General features: G+C 61.8%; 13 protein-coding genes. 9 read left to right on the top strand and 4 right to left on the bottom strand.

Translation table 11 applies throughout. The annotated features are described in order from the left end of the window. Positions 1 to 46 precede the first annotated feature (46 nt). Positions 47 to 967 (top strand): bifunctional helix-turn-helix transcriptional regulator/GNAT family N-acetyltransferase, encoded by a 921-nt coding sequence (locus tag CSQ92_RS25540; protein ID WP_099395739.1) that lies wholly within the window; start codon positions 47 to 49, stop codon positions 965 to 967. A gap of 206 nt (positions 968 to 1173) precedes the next feature. After that, positions 1174 to 2235: a GGDEF domain-containing protein gene (locus tag CSQ92_RS25545; protein WP_052140052.1), complete on the top strand. Its 1062-nt coding sequence runs from the start codon at positions 1174 to 1176 to the stop codon at positions 2233 to 2235. Here CSQ92_RS25545 and CSQ92_RS25550 read toward each other — a convergent pair. Continuing rightward, positions 2232 to 2582: a hypothetical protein gene (locus tag CSQ92_RS25550; protein WP_092613340.1), complete on the bottom strand. Its 351-nt coding sequence runs from the start codon at positions 2580 to 2582 to the stop codon at positions 2232 to 2234. The two genes, CSQ92_RS25545 and CSQ92_RS25550, sit on opposite strands and share 4 nt — an antisense overlap. A 123-nt stretch (positions 2583 to 2705) precedes the next feature. Here CSQ92_RS25550 and CSQ92_RS25555 point away from each other — a divergent pair, with 123 nt between their 5' ends. Beyond that, positions 2706 to 3716: a hypothetical protein gene (locus CSQ92_RS25555; protein ID WP_143450434.1), complete on the top strand. Its 1011-nt coding sequence runs from the start codon at positions 2706 to 2708 to the stop codon at positions 3714 to 3716. Between the two features lie 163 nt (positions 3717 to 3879). Continuing rightward, positions 3880 to 5031: an AI-2E family transporter gene (locus tag CSQ92_RS25560; protein WP_070280107.1), complete on the top strand. Its 1152-nt coding sequence runs from the start codon at positions 3880 to 3882 to the stop codon at positions 5029 to 5031. A gap of 1 nt (position 5032) precedes the next feature. On the opposite strand, the gene CSQ92_RS25565 is transcribed toward CSQ92_RS25560, so the two are convergent. The 3 genes from CSQ92_RS25565 to CSQ92_RS25575 all read right to left on the bottom strand — a co-directional run bounded on the left by CSQ92_RS25565 (position 5033) and on the right by CSQ92_RS25575 (position 9686). Continuing rightward, entirely contained in the window at positions 5033 to 6766 is a 1734-nt protein-coding gene (locus CSQ92_RS25565) for a methyl-accepting chemotaxis protein (RefSeq protein WP_099395741.1), read from the bottom strand. Positions 6767 to 7116: 350 nt separating this feature from the next. Beyond that, positions 7117 to 8730, bottom strand: coding sequence for a toxin-antitoxin system YwqK family antitoxin (locus CSQ92_RS25570; RefSeq protein ID WP_099395742.1), 1614 nt, complete (start codon positions 8728 to 8730; stop codon positions 7117 to 7119). Between the two features lie 41 nt (positions 8731 to 8771). Continuing rightward, positions 8772 to 9686 carry a DMT family transporter gene (locus CSQ92_RS25575; protein ID WP_099395743.1) on the bottom strand — a complete coding sequence of 305 codons (915 nt, stop codon included), beginning with the start codon at positions 9684 to 9686 and terminating at the stop codon, positions 8772 to 8774. Positions 9687 to 9788: 102 nt separating this feature from the next. Between CSQ92_RS25575 and CSQ92_RS25580 the strand changes: the two genes are divergently transcribed. From CSQ92_RS25580 to CSQ92_RS25600, 5 genes are all read left to right on the top strand, one after another. Further along, positions 9789 to 10577 carry an AraC family transcriptional regulator gene (locus CSQ92_RS25580; RefSeq protein ID WP_092613323.1) on the top strand — a complete coding sequence of 263 codons (789 nt, stop codon included), beginning with the start codon at positions 9789 to 9791 and terminating at the stop codon, positions 10575 to 10577. A gap of 116 nt (positions 10578 to 10693) precedes the next feature. After that, on the top strand, positions 10694 to 11293 hold the full coding sequence (locus CSQ92_RS25585; protein ID WP_034781292.1) for a MarC family protein: 600 nt from the start codon (positions 10694 to 10696) through the stop codon (positions 11291 to 11293). 18 nt (positions 11294 to 11311) lie between these two features. After that, complete coding sequence (locus tag CSQ92_RS25590; RefSeq protein WP_099395744.1) at positions 11312 to 11857, top strand: DinB family protein; 546 nt, start codon at positions 11312 to 11314, stop codon at positions 11855 to 11857. A gap of 138 nt (positions 11858 to 11995) precedes the next feature. Beyond that, complete coding sequence (locus CSQ92_RS29645) at positions 11996 to 12289, top strand: hypothetical protein (RefSeq protein ID WP_218964091.1); 294 nt, start codon at positions 11996 to 11998, stop codon at positions 12287 to 12289. A gap of 207 nt (positions 12290 to 12496) precedes the next feature. Then, a complete protein-coding gene (locus CSQ92_RS25600; protein ID WP_099395745.1) occupies positions 12497 to 14203 on the top strand; it encodes a methyl-accepting chemotaxis protein in 1707 nt (568 codons plus the stop codon). Positions 14204 to 14364 lie beyond the last annotated feature (161 nt).

The following is a 14364-nucleotide window of genomic DNA, read 5'->3' on the forward strand; positions in this document are numbered from 1 at the left end:
AAAGCAAGCAATAATCTGCCATAAGCAAGTAAATGGGAGATAGCATATGCAGGCGGATCAACTCGGCGAACGCACGGAGATCGTGCGTCGTTTTAACCGTTTCTATACGCGTCAGATTGGCGTACTGCATGAACACTTGCTGGACAGCGCGTTTTCGCTGACAGAGGTGCGCATCCTGTATGAACTGGCGCATCAGGCACAACTGACCAGCGCGGACCTGTGCCGCGAGCTGGGCTTGAATGCGGGCTATCTGAGCCGGGTCATTGCCGGGTTCGAAAAGCAGGGGCTGATCGCCAAGACGCGCTCGCCCACGGATGCGCGCGCGGCGCAGTTGCAGCTGACCGAACAGGGACAGCGCACCCTCGCCCCCCTGGTCGACGCCTCTCGGCGCGAAGTGGCCGCCATGCTGGAACGCTTGCCGCCGACGGCGCAACAGGAGCTAGTTGCTGCCATGGAGCAAATCCAGGGTTTGCTGGGGGAACCATCGCCCGTTTATATCCTGCGCAATCCGCAGCCGGGTGACATGGGCTGGATCATCCACCGGCAAGCCGTGCTGTATGCGCAGGAATATGGCTGGAACAACGAGTACGAGGCACTCGTTGCCGACATCCTCGCCAAGTTCGTGCAGGAATTCGACCCGGTCCGCGAGCGCTGCTGGATAGCAGAGAAGGACGGCAAGGTAATTGGCTCCGTCTTCATCGTGCGCCAGGACGACACAACGGCCAAGCTGCGCCTGCTATATGTCGATCCCTGCGCGCGCGGCCTGGGCATCGGCGGCCGCCTGGTCGATGAATGCCTGCGCTTCAGCCGCCAGGCTGGCTATACGAAAATGGTGTTATGGACCAACAGCATCCTCACCGGCGCACGCCGCATCTACGACAAGGCCGGCTTCCAGCTGGTCGAGGAAGAGGCGCATCACAGCTTTGGCAAGGATTTGGTCGGTCAGGTGCTGGCGCGTGACCTGTAAGCAGGCGCTTGCCAGCTTCTGAGGTGAAAGCGACTGTGGCGGCACGAGGACAGTGGCCGCCAATTTCCTCGCCCGTATCCCCCTTCCCCCCAAGAAACCAGTACACTAGTTCCTGAGCGCAACTAATTTTGTGCGCGCGCCATGCCGCCTGCCGTTGCCGGGAGGTGCCCCTGCCGCAAGGCGTGTTGTCTGCCTGGACAAATGTCATGTTCACTTCGCGCAGCCTGTCTCCTGCCTTCTATTACCTGTTCTTTTCAGGAGAACGGGAACAGCAGCAGCGCTTTTTCAGGGAACTGCATTTCATTTCGATAGCGATCCTGACGTTTGGCCTGGCTTGCTGGCTGGTCACGTTCAGCCTGACCTTGTCGCGCGCCTCGCTCGATCATGCGCAAGCGGCGCTGGGCGTGACGGGCATGGTGGTCGGGCTGGTACTGACCAAATATGCGAAGTCGCTGCAAGCGATCATCGTCAGCGGCACCATCAGCGTGCTGTTCATCGCTTTCAGCTTTCGCGTGCTGATGCTGGGTACGGACGATCCCGCTTTCTGGGTATTGCCGCTGGGCGTGATGATCACCCTGACGACGGCGCCCATCTTCAGCGGCATCGCGTACTACCTGGGCGTATCGCTGTGCGTGTGGGCCATCCTTGGGCTGGGGCAGTTTCCCGTGCATGCGGGCCAGGCTGACCAGCATTGGCCCGTGCTGGCCGTCACCATCAGCGTGATCATCGGCCTGGCGCTGAACATCTATTTTCTCGTCTTGCGCATCCATAACTACCGTTCCCAGCGCGAACTGGCGACCATGGCCTACAAGGATGGCTTGACCGGACTCAACAACCGGCGCATGTTCACGCAAAGCGCCCGCACCTTGCAGCGCACGGCGCGCACACCCGCGTATTTCCTGATGATCGACATCGACGACTTCAAGCAGATCAACGATGTGTATGGCCATGACGTGGGCGACGAGGTGCTGAAAAAGATCGCCGAGGTCATCGGTGGGCTAGCGGGCGAGCACCTGTGCGGCCGCCTGGGCGGCGAGGAGTTTGCCGTGATTTACCTGGGCGAAAAGAACGCGGCCTGCGCCTTTGCCGCGCAACTGGTCGATGCCGTCGAAGCGGCCTTTGTGCCGGAACGCAAGGTGTCCGTCAGCATCGGCATCGCGGAACTGATCAAGGAAACGGACTTGTCGCACAGCTACCGGCGCGCCGATGAATCCTTGTACCAGGCCAAGAAAAACGGCAAGAACCGCTACGTGCTCAACGCCGCCTAGGCATTGGCGTCCTGCTTGGCATCGAGCAGCGCCAGCAAGGCTTGCGGGGAAATCTTCCAGGGATCGCGCTGCTTGGGATCTACCTCGTACCAGCTGTCCTGGGCCCCGATCTTGAGGATCGTCAAGGGGATGTCCTTGCTCTCAAAGAACGCCAGCATGCGGCGGATCAAACGGCTTACCTTGGCGTGGTCATTCAGAAACAAGGGACAGGTATAAAAACAGCCCGTCTCTCCCATACGCAACAGTTTGGCCGAGCCGACGAGCGAGCGGCCCAGATATTTGTGCAGGAACTCGGTCACTGCCGCATCGTCGACAGGGATACTGCAGGAAATAGTAATCTGGGCCATGGAAACGGGAACAGTGATTCAATAGCCAAGCTTAGCAGAAAGAGATTTATTCCTGAAATGCTAAGATCGCTGCCCGCGCATGCCGGCAAGCCGTCCGGCATGGCGTCTCGACAAGGATTGCCATTGAACACCCCAGGAAACATCACTTTTCGCATGCTGTCGCTGTGCGCCGCCCTGTGCCTGCCGCTTTCCAGCATGGCGCAAGCCATTCCTGCCGAGGATGCCGCCTTCGTGGCCGCCACCGTGCCTGTCCCATCGCCGCCGCTGCGCCTGAGCGCACATCCCGAGATCCGCGCCGACGTCTTGAAACTGCTCGGCTATGCGCGCGGCAGCTATACGCAGGGCGATACCCTGATCGCGCGCCAGGTGCTCGACAGCATGCATTCACTCGATGACATCACGCGCACCATGCTGCCCGACGGGCGCTCGGTGCTGGCCTCCATCGATGCCAGCACCGACGGTGCATGGCGCGCCGCCATGCTGTTCGATCCGCAACGCAAGCTGTTGGCGCTGGGCCTTGTCAACGGCCATTGCCAGGCCGCCATCGGCGACGCCGCGCCCGCCTGCCTGCCATCCACGCATGCCGTGCTGACACTGTTCCTGGCGCCCGGCGCGGAGGACGAGATGGCCGCGCCGCTGCTGGTCTGGGCGCGGCAGTTGCCGACTATGCTGGCACAGGCTGCGCCGGAACAGCGGCAAAGCATTGCTGTGGTGGAATACATCACGACCCGCCCCGGCCAGCCCGGCTGGGAACAGCGCGACGTGCCGCCCGGCTTTCCCGCCAGTTTGCTGCACCTGCTGCTGCCGAATGCGGAACTCAACAGCAGTTCCAGTGGTGGCAAACTCATCGCGCCGGCGGGCCTGGCGGGTTTGCCCATGCGCACACCGACGGAAGCGGCCGAGGCCGGCGACGAGCCCATGCCCGATGCCAGCATCACCCTGCGCAGCTATGCCGATTTCCATTGGGTACTCAACACCTACGCCAAACTGGCCAAGGGTGCGCAAGTGAAGGGGCATGAGGAGAAGGTCGTGTTCACGGGCAGCGATACGAGCGGCCGCTACACGGTGACCTTGCGCGAGCCGGACAAGGAAAACGGCGTCTTCATTACCGTAGCCAACTGGCGGACAAAATAAGCGGAGGCACACAGGGAAAACATTGCCATTCCGCACAAGGGCATGGCATTTTGGCATTTTGCGGTATGATTTCCGGCCGTGCGGCGCGGCCCGATCCCTGCCTTGCCCACCCTGTCCTTCAAGCCAGCCACGCTTGCGTAGCATCCTGCCCTAAGGAATTCATATGTTCGGTTTTAACTTGCGCGTCGCCAAGATGGTGTGGACGGCTTTTCTCGTCGCTTTTTTGTTATTCATCACGTACAAGGTATCGTCGACCCTGATCGTGGTGGTGTTCGCGGTGTTCTTCAGCTACCTCGTGTATCCGCTGATCGGGCTGCTGGAGCGGTATGGGCCGAAGCGCCTACCGCGCACGGCCAGTATCGGCATCGTCTTCCTGGTGGTGATCTTGCTGGTGGCGGTGCTGGGGTCGATCTTCGGGGCGCGGATCGAGGAAGAGGCGATCAAGCTCAGCGATCAATTGCCGACCTTACTCAAGGGGAATAATTTTGCCGAGCGCATTCCTTTGCCGGAATTCATGGAACCGTTGCGCGCGCGCCTGCTGTCGTTCATGCAGACACAGCTGAGCAGCGGTACGGGACAAGCCATGCCGCTGGCGAAAGAACTGGGCTTGACCGTCATGCATGCGGCCAGCAACCTGATCTATCTGGTGCTGGTGCCCGTGCTGAGCTTTTTGCTGATCAAGGAAGGGCCGGACATGCGCGACGGCTTGCTCTCCTTGCTGAACCGCCCGAACAAGAAACTCTGGGGCGCCATCATCGATGACCTCGACATCTTGCTGTCGCGCTATGTGCGCGCCCTGCTGCTGTTGTCGATCGCCACCTTTGTGTCCTACAGCATCGCCTTTTCCCTGATGGGCGTGCCGTACAGCCTTCTGCTGGCCGGCGCGGCCGCCTTGCTGGAATTCATCCCGTTTGCCGGCCCGCTGGCGGCGGCCGTCATCGCCGTGGTCGTGGCCGGTTTCAGCGGCTTCGAGCACGTGTTCTGGCTGATCGGCTTTATCGCCGCCTACCGTTTGTTCCAGGATTACGTGGTCAACCCATACTTGATGAGCGAAGGCGTGGAAGTAAGCCCGCTGATGGTGATCGTCGGCTTGCTGGCCGGCGACCAGTTGGGTGGCGTGGTCGGCATCTTCCTGTCCGTGCCCGTGATGGCGGCCATCAAGATCGTCTTCGTGCGTGCCAGGGCAGCCTTGCAGGCGCGCCATGATGCGCATGAGAAAGCGGAACAGGCGGCGGAAGAAGCGCGCGCCCAGGCCTTGGCCGAGGCGGCGCGCTTGCAGGAACAGGGTAGCAAGGCCACCCTGCCAGCGCAGTAACTTAGAACTCTTCCCACTCGCCGCTGTTATCGGCAGCAGGCTTGGCGGGACGCGGTTTTGCGGCAGCGACAGGTGCAGCAGCGGCGCGGGCCGGCGCCAGGCGCAGCGCCGGGCGTTTCAAGCCCGTGCTGGCGGCGGCCACGACAGGCTTGCGCAAGGCAGGCTTGGCCGCTGCCGGACCGCTATGGTTGGCGTCGAGTTTAAAAATGCTGACCATCTCGGCCAGCGCGGCCGCCTGCTCCTGCATGGATTCCGAAGCGGCTGCCGCTTCTTCCACCAGCGCCGCATTCTGTTGCGTCACGGTATCCATTTCCGCCACGGCTTGATTGATCTGGCCGATGCCCAGTTCCTGCTCGCGGCCGGCGGCGCTGATTTCGCCCATGATGTCCGTCACGCGGCGGATGCTGGCCACGATCTCGTCCATCGTCGTGCCCGTCTGGCTGACCAGTTCGCTACCGGCGCCCACGTTCTGTACCGACGCTTCGATCAGCATCTTGATGTCCTTGGCGGCGCTGGCCGAGCGGTGCGCCAGGTTGCGCACTTCCGTGGCGACGACGGCAAAGCCACGGCCCTGTTCGCCGGCACGCGCCGCTTCCACGGCCGCATTCAAGGCCAGGATGTTGGTCTGGAAGGCGATGCCATCGATCACGCCGATGATGTCGGCAATCTTTTTCGACGATTCGCTGATGGTGCCCATGGTATCGACCACTTGTGCCACCAGCGCGCCACCCTTGATGGCCACGTCCGATGCGGACACGGCCAGCTGGTTTGCCTGGCGCGCATTGTCGGAATTCTGCTTGACGGTCGAGGTCAGCTCTTCCAGCGAGGAGGCCGTTTCTTCCAGGCTCGACGCTTGCTGCTCCGTGCGGCTGGACAGATCCAGGTTGCCCGAAGCGATTTCATTGCTGGCCGTGGCGATGGCGCCGCTGCCGTCGCGCACGCCGCGCACGGTGTTCGACAGGCGTTCCTGCATTTTCTGCAAGCCCGTCAGCAAGGCGCCCATCTCGTCGTTGCGCGTGATGACGATATCGTTGGCCAGGTTGCCGTCGGAAATGGCGCCGAAATGGCGCAGGGCCTGGTCCAGCGGGCCGAAGATGGCGCGCAGCAGCAAGATGCTGGAAATAATCGTCAGCAAGGCGCCGACGATCATACCGCCGATGGCCATGGCCACCTGGGTGCGGTAACTGGACTGGCTGGTCGCATACATCGCGGCGGCCGACGTGGCCTGGTATTGCGTCAATGTTTCGGCTGCCTGGTCCAGGGTGCGGTACAGCGGCGTCAGCCCCGTCATCATCAAACCGTCCGCTTGAGCGACGTTGCCTTCACGCAAAGCCTTGCTCATGACCAGCAAGCCGTTGCTCATGTAATCGCTGCGTTTCTTGTCCATGTCGTCGGACAGGCGCTTTTCGTCCGTGCTTTGCGGCAAGGCCAGGTACACCTTCCAGGACTTGTTGGAGGCTTCCATGAATTGTTCGGCACGGGCCAGGATATCCTTGGCGTCGGCCGCTTCGGGGTGCACCATCACGCGGTCCATCGTGAAACGGGCGCGGCCCAGCAGAATCTGCGACTCGCCGATGGCTTGCGTCGATGCCAGCTGATTGCTGTAGACCTCGTTGAGGCTGTTGTTGGCCGATTTCAGGCTGATGATACTCATCGCGCCCAAGACAGCGATCAGCAAGCCCAGCACACTCATGGTGGCGATCAGGCGCATTTTTATTGTTATGTTCGACAGCATGCAGTTTCCTTGGTAAGGGCGCAACCTTGCCTGCGCATGCCGGACGAGATAGCGGCAAACGCCAATGGGGCGGGTCACGTGAATTGTTCAGGACAGATCGATACGGCGTGTAAGGCGGCAGGGGGGAAGGCGGCCCGCGCATATCGTCAGGAGTGCAATACAGGGCAACGAGGTCGAGGTTTCCTGTACTTTTAATTTCCTGACTGCAAGATACAGGGAAAGTTTACTAGTAGCAACATCCAGTATTGATTTTCACGCTTTGTAACAAGCGGATGATGTTTTTTGCGCAGAACTGGCATTCCACTGCCGTGCAAGGTCGCGTGGGAATGCCATTTATGCTAGCTAACAAGTTAATACATGGTTTCTTCGATGAGCTGGCCATCGTCGCGGAAATACTGGAACCGGCCCGTTTTCATGCCCATGTTGTAGGCGCCTATCCGCTTTGGTTTCCCGTTCTGGAAATTCTCGATATTGACGCCATGCAGCACGCCCTTGTGCCAGTTGCGGTGAAATTGCGGCACTTCGCCATCGGGATAAAACAGGGTTTCCGCCCCATCGCGCTTGCCGTTGGCAAACGAGCCCTGGTAACGCCGCTTGCCATCCGGATAAAAACTCTCCATCGGGCCCTCGAGCTCGCCAAAGCGGTAATGTTCGACCAGTTCCAGCTGGCCACCGGCCGCATATTGTTCCAGCTTGCCGTCCGGTTCGCCATCGCGCATGGTCAGCACTTGCCAGCCGCCATCCGGCGTCGCCTTCTTCCACGGCCCCTGCTTGATGTCATCGACATACAGGCCGCCACCGCCCGGCTCGATCCACTGGCCCTGCTTCTTGCCATTCACATAGTTGCCCTGCCAGTGCACCAGCGTACCGATACGGCGCTCGCTGGGGCCGTCCAGCCTGTCTTTGACGTAGGTATCGAAACCCTGGTAATTGCCCTTGCCCTCGTCGCGCCATTCGTCCACGCCCGGGCTCACTTCCCAGCGGCCCGTGCGCTGGCCCCGCTGCATCATGCCCGTTGTCGTTTCCTCGCCGCTTTCATACGTCCACGGCCCTTCGGCCTTGTCGTCGACAAACGCGCCAACCGAGCGGATGGTGAGCGGCTCTTCATAGTGCCACTGCCCAGTGCGCTTGCCTTGCGCATACCGGCCACGGGCATACACGTTGCCCGTGCAACAATTCACGTCGTATTCGATGAGCAGCCCATCCTGGCTGGCGGCGAAGCGCTGCGGCTGCGTTTCCCAGGTGATCCACTTGACGTGATAACTGGGCGCGCGCCCGCCTTCCCAGCCCTTGCCCAGCAGATAGGTCACCGTGAGGAAATGGCCCTCTTTTTCCTGGAAAGTTTTTTTATAGGCAAACGCCGGGGCGTCCGTCGGCTTGCCGGGCAATAACTCGCCATCGATATTGAAATAGCCGACCAGGGTGCCGTGGCCATGCTCGATGGCGTCGAACTCGGCCACGCCCGTGGGTGCGTACGCGATGCTGTAGTCGATCAGCTGCAAGCGGGCCAGCGCGGCGCGCACCCGCGCCTCGTCCATGGTTTTCGCGCCGCGCACGATGGCGTCCAGGGTCGGCTGCAGGGTGGCCACCTTGAACATCCTGCCGCCGCTGCGCTCGTAGCGGTAGGCATGCAAGCCAAAGAGCTTATCGCTGCTGCGGCTGAGCACGAACGTGGTTTCGCCTTCGCTGTCGAGGTCAAGCTGGAACACGGCCGCGATGCTGGCCTTGCCATACTTGTCCAGGTTCATGCGCTTCTCGCTATCCCCGTTGCACTGGCAATAGTAGCCGTTGACTTCGCCATTTTCCCGCAGGAAGGCCAGCACCACGCCGCCATCGCGGCGCTCGACAACGCTGGCGGTGGCCATCGCTTGACCTTCGTAGAACCGGACTGCCGCCTGCGCCGGCGCCAAGGTGCCCAGCGCCAGCAGCGCCGCCATCGTGCTGATCCAAAATGTTTGCCGCATGCCAACTCCACTGCCTGAAAACCGCCATTATGCATGGCTGTTCAGGCAAGACCGGACACGCCAGGACGCTGGCGCCACAGGGGCCGCTGCACCGTCTGCGCCAGCAGCACGCCCAGCAGCGAAATGCCGCCGCCGACCAGGTGGTACACATGCATGCTTTCGTGCAGCCAGACGATGGCCAGCAAGGCCGTCAGCAGGGGCAGCAGGTTGATGTAAATGCTGCAGCGGTTCGGTCCCAGCAGTTTTACCCCTTCAATCCACAGGTAGGACAGCACGATGGACGAGCCGATGCCGGCATAGCCGATCAGCGGCAAGGTCGTAGCGTCCAGCCTGGCGCTGCCGGCCGGCAGCAGCAGGAACAGCGGCAGCATGCACGCCAGCGCCGCCAGCGCCTGGCAATAAATGGCTTGCCAGGCGGGAATGGACAGACGCCAGCGGCGCAGCAGCACGCCATACAGGGCAAAACTCAGGCAAGCCAGCAGCATCAGCGCATCGCCCGCATGCACGCCTTGATGCAGCAAGGCCAGCACGTCGCCGCGCCCCACCAGGTACAGCAAGCCGCCAAACGACAGCACGCCGCCGGCCGCCATGCCGACTGTCAACCGCTCGCCCAGCAGCAGCACGCTGAGCAAGGCCGTCATCAGCGGCGCCAGCGCCGTGACGATGGCCATATTCGTCGCCGTCGTCGATTCGGCGGCGCGGTAGGACAGGCTCTGGAACAGCGCCATCGACATCACGCCGCACAGGGCCAGCTGCCACCATTGGCGGCGGATGGCGGCGCGGTTGCGCCACAGGGGGCGAGCGATAAACGGCGTCATCACCAGCAAGACCAGCACCAGGCGGTAAAAAGTGATGGCGGTGGGGGCGATGCTGGACGCGGCCAGCTTCGAGACGACGACGTTGCCGGCCCACAGCAGCATGGCCAGAAACGGATACAGATAGGCGCGCACAGGCATGCGAAGCTCCAGGAATAGTTGCGGGAAACCATCATGCCGCAGGCGCGCCGCGCCTTCTCGCGCTAAAATGTCTGGACCTATCGCAAAACTGACATCATTTTCATGGATTGCACCTCCCCCGCCTTTCAGGAATTGCTGCCCGTCACGGCGCGCGCCATGGCGCTGGCCGTCGACTATGCGCATGGCCACGTGATTTCCGTGCACCGCCACACGCATGCACAATTGCTGTATGCCATCGAGGGCGTAATGACCATCGAGGCCCAAGGCGGGCGCTGGGTGGTGCCGCCCACGCGCGGCGTGTGGCTGCAGCCCGGCATCGCGCACCAGGTACGCATGAGCGGCGCGGTGAAAATGCGCACCGTCTTCATCGACTGCGCCAGCTCACCGCTGCTGCCGCGCCACAGTTGCGTGCTCGACATCAGCCCCCTGCTGCGGCAATTGATCGTGGCAGCCGTCGACATCGCGCCCGATTTCACGGAAGGCAGCCGCGACTGGCATCTGCTGCAATTGCTGTTGCACGAGCTCGACAGCCTGCCCGTGCTGCCCCTGTATCTGCCGCTGCCTGCCGATGCGCGCCTGCGCGGCATCTGCGCGCGGCTGATGGCGCAGCCGGGCGAACAGCAGACGGTGGCGCACTGGGCGCAGGAACTGGCGATCACCGAGCGCAGCCTGCACCGGCTGTTCCAGAAACAGACAGGCATGCGCTTTGGCCAGTGGCGCCAGCAGGCGCGATTGCTGCGGGCGCTGGAACAATTGGCGCACGGCAGCAAGGTCATCGACGTGGCCATGGACAATGGCTATACGAGCCAGAGTGCCTTCACGGCCATGTTCAAGAAGCATTTCGGCACCACGCCCAGCGCGTTTTACCAGGCAAAAGTCATCGCTGCGTAAAAAAAATGCTGCTATGCATCAATAATCATGGGCGATAGCCGCCGCTCTTGTTATCATCGCAAGCCTTATCGCACCGCGCCCATCCTGGCAGCGGTGTTGACCTCAATCACATCACCATGACACAGAATTTTTTCCAGACATTTATCCTGCTCTTGCTCGTGACCGATCCGTTCGGCAACGTTTCCCTGTTCGTCAATGCCCTGAAACGGGTGCCCATCGAGCGGCGCTGGAAAGTCGTGGTGCGCGAATGCCTGATTGCCTTCGGCATCTTGCTGCTGTTTATGTTCTTCGGCCGCCATTTCCTGAACGCCTTGCAATTGTCGGAAGTGGCGCTGCGCATCGGCGGCGGCGTGATCCTGTTCCTGATCGCCATGCGCATGGTCTTTCCGCAACCCAACGCCGGCAATAGCGACCACGAGATGGGCGGTGAACCGTTCATCGTGCCGCTGGCCATCCCCGCGCTGGCCGGCCCGTCGGCGCTGGCCACCGTGCTGCTGTTTTCCTCGCATGAAATGAACGAAGTCATTGCCCACGTGGCGGGGCTGACGGCTGTGGCCGTCGTCTGGCTGGCCGTCTTCCTGTGCGCCGAACGCTTGCAGCGGGCCCTGGGTCCAAGAGTCATGACGGCGTTTGAACGCCTGATGGGCTTGATCCTGACGGCGATGGCCATTGAAATGCTGCTGGCCGGCATACGCGCGTTTTTGAAATCCGTCTGATATAGAACATTCATCACCATGAGCCGTTGCGCCCACATTTTCCTGATGGCCGATTACAACCAGTGGATGAATGCCAAGGTGTACGCGGCGGCGGCCAGCCTGCCACCCGGCGAGCTGCAGCGCGAGCGGGGCGCCTTCTTCGGCTCCCTGCTGGCCACCCTGAACCACGTGATGGTGGGCGACACCCTGTGGCTGCAGCGCTATGCGAAGCATCCAGCCGGCTTCCCCCTGCTCGATCCCATCCGCGCCATCACGCCGCCCGCGTCGCTCACGCACCCGCTGTTCGCGGCCGACGATTTTGCCGCCATGCACGCGCACCGGCAATGGCTGGACCAGCTCATCATCGACTGGACCGCCTCGATCACGGAAGCCGACCTCGACCATTTGCTCGACTACCGCAACAGCAAGGGCCCGAACCGGCGCGAGTTTTTCAGCCTGCTCATGCATTTCTTCAACCACCAGACGCACCATCGGGGCCAGGCCAGCACCCTGCTGTCGCAAGCGGACGTGGACATCAGCGACACGGATCTACTGTTTCGCATCCCCAACCATATTGCCGACTGACGACGGGCGGTAGCGCCATGCTTTGAGCAGGATCAAGGCCAGCGCAAGAAAGACAATGGGATGCGGCAGAGTCATGGCATTTCCTTTGCCGCATACTCGGTTTGCCACAGTTCCGTCACAATGACGAGCGAGGGAACCGTGTCTCTCGCACGCTGCCGGCGCCTCCTGGGCGAGATCGACGCGGCCGAGCAGGAATTATCCAGCAGCAAGAGCTGCACCCCGAGGACGCCTGCGCGTCAAGCTGCCGCAGGTGGGCAGCCTGCTGGCCGCATTGGCGCACGCCTATCCGCAGGCCGCTTGCAGCGCGTGCTGGACGCGCACCGCCAGCACGACGGCGCCTTTCGCATCCTGTGGCCCAGCAGCCGCCACCTGACGCCGAAACTGCGCGCCTTCATCGACTTCCTGGCCACCCGCGTGTTTCCGGAAAGATGAGTCCGCGTCCGGCGCCGCGCTCGTTGTTTCCACACGACAACTTATTTAATTTGCTACCAATTTTTAAACTTTTCGCTGACTTGATACAAGTTTTTGTATTGCAGTGCGGAATTTTGAGGAACAATTACAGGCTGGCCGCCCTTACGTATAAACCCGTAGCCCTGGCCTGTCGACGTTTTCCTTCACTTCCGCAACACGAAAGCAATCATGTCACTCACACAATTCAAAATCGGCACCCGGCTCGGGATCGGGTTTGCTGTCGTTCTCGGCCTGCTGGTAGCTGTCTTGCTCGTCGGCCTGTACTCCATGGGACAACTGAGCGCGCGCACGCACGACATCGTGGCCGACAAGAACGTCAAGATGGCGGCCGCCAATACCATGAGCGACAACGTGCGCAACATTACCCTGGCGATCACGAGCATCGTGGTGGCGCCGACGGAAGCGCTGGTGCAGGCGGAACTGGCAAAGATTGGCGAAGCGCGCAAGAAATATGGTGCCGCCAAGGAAACCTTGCAAAAGAAAATCTCGACGGACAAGGAAACGGCGCTGATGGCCGAACTGGACGCAGCCCTGAAATCGGGCGCGCCGCTGAACAACAAGGTCATCGAGCTGCGCAATGCGGGCCAGACGGAAGAAGCGATCGCCTTCTTGACGCAGCAGGCGGCACCGAGCCTGAAGCGCGTGCTGGGCGCACTCGACAGCCTCGTCGCGTATGAAGGCGAGCAGGCGGCGCAGGCGGCGACGGATGCCGAGACGCTGAGCGCCAGCGCGCGCGCCTCCATGATTGCCCTGGGCAGCGTGGCCGTGCTGCTGGGCGCTTTTGTTGCCTGGATCATCACGCGCTCGATCACCCGCCCCATCAATGCAGCCGTGGGCGTGGCCGAAACCGTGGCCTCGGGCGACTTGTCGTCGCACATCGTCGTCAATTCCAGCGATGAAACGGGCCGCCTGCTGGGCGCCCTGAAAGCCATGAACGACAGCCTGTTGGGCGTGGTGGCGCAAGTGCGCAACGGCACGGATGCGATCTCCACGGCATCGAGCGAAATTGCCGCCGGCAACCTCGACCTGTCGTCCCGCACGGAAGAGCAAGCCAGTTCGCTGGAAGAAACGGCGTCGGCCATGGAAGAGCTGACCTCGACCGTGAAACAGAACGCGGACAATGCGCGCCAGGCCAACCAGCTGGCGAAAAGCGCGTCGGAAGTGGCCGTGCGCGGCGGCAGCATCGTCTCGCAAGTGGTCGACACCATGGGCACCATCAACGCCTCGTCGAAGAAAATCGTCGACATCATCGGCGTCATCGACGGCATCGCCTTCCAGACGAATATCTTGGCCTTGAACGCGGCCGTCGAAGCGGCGCGCGCGGGCGAACAGGGCCGCGGCTTCGCCGTCGTTGCCACGGAAGTACGCAACCTCGCGCACCGTTCGGCCTCGGCTGCCAAGGAAATCAAGGAATTGATCGCCGCCTCGGTCGCCAACGTGGACACGGGTTCGCGCCTCGTCAATGAAGCGGGCCAAACCATGGGCGACATCGTCGACAGCATCGTGCGCGTGACCGACATCATGGGAGAAATCACTTCCGCCACGCACGAGCAAACCATCGGCATCGAGCAGATCAACATGGCCATTGCCCAGATGGATGAAGTCACGCAGCAAAACGCGGCACTGGTGGAAGAAGCGGCGGCCGCCTCGCAAAGCATGCAGGAACAGGCGGGCGAACTGGCGCACGTGGTGGGCTTCTTTAAAACCGGCAACCATGTTGCCAGCGCAACCAAGCTGACGCCTGTACGCGCCGCGCCAGCCGCGGCAAAAATCGCGCCTCCCGCAGCCCGGCCCGCACCCACGCGCAAGGCCGTCGCAGCCGCGCCGGCACGCCGCAGCAATGCGGCTGCCGAGAGCGAATGGGAAGAGTTTTAACGAATAGCAACATCCTCCCCGCAAGAAAGCCAGGCAGGAAGTTGCTGCCTGGCTTTTTTTCGTCCGCAATCGCCACTTTTTTTGCGGCAAAGCCCGCGCAATAGACAAAAGTGCAAAACGTGCACCGCGCATACGCTTTACAATCCTCGCTCGCTTTACAA

This window comes from Janthinobacterium sp. BJB446 (assembly GCF_002735655.1).
In the GTDB taxonomy this organism is placed as follows: domain Bacteria; phylum Pseudomonadota; class Gammaproteobacteria; order Burkholderiales; family Burkholderiaceae_D; genus Janthinobacterium; species Janthinobacterium lividum.

Bases quoted from the DNA above. Each gene is read 5' to 3' on its own strand.
- CSQ92_RS25575 (WP_099395743.1), bottom strand. From the start codon at position 9,686: ATGCCTGTGCGCGCCTATCTGTATCCGTTTCTGGCCATGCTGCTGTGG.
- CSQ92_RS25560 (WP_070280107.1), top strand. From the start codon at position 3,880: ATGTTCGGTTTTAACTTGCGCGTCGCCAAGATGGTGTGGACGGCTTTT.
- CSQ92_RS25600 (WP_099395745.1), top strand. From the start codon at position 12,497: ATGTCACTCACACAATTCAAAATCGGCACCCGGCTCGGGATCGGGTTT.
- CSQ92_RS25585 (WP_034781292.1), top strand. From the start codon at position 10,694: ATGACACAGAATTTTTTCCAGACATTTATCCTGCTCTTGCTCGTGACC.
- CSQ92_RS25570 (WP_099395742.1), bottom strand. From the start codon at position 8,730: ATGCGGCAAACATTTTGGATCAGCACGATGGCGGCGCTGCTGGCGCTG.
- CSQ92_RS25540 (WP_099395739.1), top strand. From the start codon at position 47: ATGCAGGCGGATCAACTCGGCGAACGCACGGAGATCGTGCGTCGTTTT.
- CSQ92_RS25565 (WP_099395741.1), bottom strand. From the start codon at position 6,766: ATGCTGTCGAACATAACAATAAAAATGCGCCTGATCGCCACCATGAGT.
- CSQ92_RS25545 (WP_052140052.1), top strand. From the start codon at position 1,174: ATGTTCACTTCGCGCAGCCTGTCTCCTGCCTTCTATTACCTGTTCTTT.
- CSQ92_RS25590 (WP_099395744.1), top strand. From the start codon at position 11,312: ATGAGCCGTTGCGCCCACATTTTCCTGATGGCCGATTACAACCAGTGG.
- CSQ92_RS25550 (WP_092613340.1), bottom strand. From the start codon at position 2,582: ATGGCCCAGATTACTATTTCCTGCAGTATCCCTGTCGACGATGCGGCA.
- CSQ92_RS25580 (WP_092613323.1), top strand. From the start codon at position 9,789: ATGGATTGCACCTCCCCCGCCTTTCAGGAATTGCTGCCCGTCACGGCG.